Below are 413 nucleotides of genomic sequence, written 5' to 3'. Positions count from 1 at the left end.
GCCTACCAGTCCGCGCTGGACATTTCCTTCGAGGTGCGCGGTGGCCTGTTCGTGCGCCAGATCCATCACTGGGCCGCTTTGATGTTCGCGGCGGCAATCATGGTGCACCTGGCACGCATCTTTTTCACCGGAGCGTTCCGGCGGCCCCGCGAGACCAACTGGGTGATCGGTTCGCTGTTGTTGATCCTGGCGATGTTCGAGGGCTATTTCGGCTACTCACTGCCTGACGACCTGCTGTCGGGACTCGGTCTGCGCGCGGCACTCTCGTCGATCACGCTGGGTATGCCGGTAATCGGGACCTGGCTGCACTGGGCGCTGTTTGGCGGTGACTTCCCCGGCACCATCTTGATCCCCAGGCTCTACGCCCTGCACATTTTACTGTTGCCGGGGATCATCTTGGCGCTGATCGGGCT

1 protein-coding gene is annotated in these 413 nt (G+C 62.2%); it reads left to right on the top strand.

Going from position 1 to position 413, the window contains the following annotated elements; all coding sequences use genetic code 11:
- A partial coding sequence (locus CKW40_RS42550; RefSeq protein ID WP_143748550.1) for a cytochrome b N-terminal domain-containing protein occupies positions 1–413 on the top strand: 413 nt, incomplete at both ends.

It is taken from the genome of Mesorhizobium carmichaelinearum, assembly GCF_900199455.1.
In the GTDB taxonomy this organism is placed as follows: Bacteria; Pseudomonadota; Alphaproteobacteria; order Rhizobiales; family Rhizobiaceae; genus Mesorhizobium; species Mesorhizobium carmichaelinearum.
The sequence above is the reverse complement of the archived record's forward strand: the minus strand, read 5'-3'. Positions and strand labels throughout refer to the sequence as shown.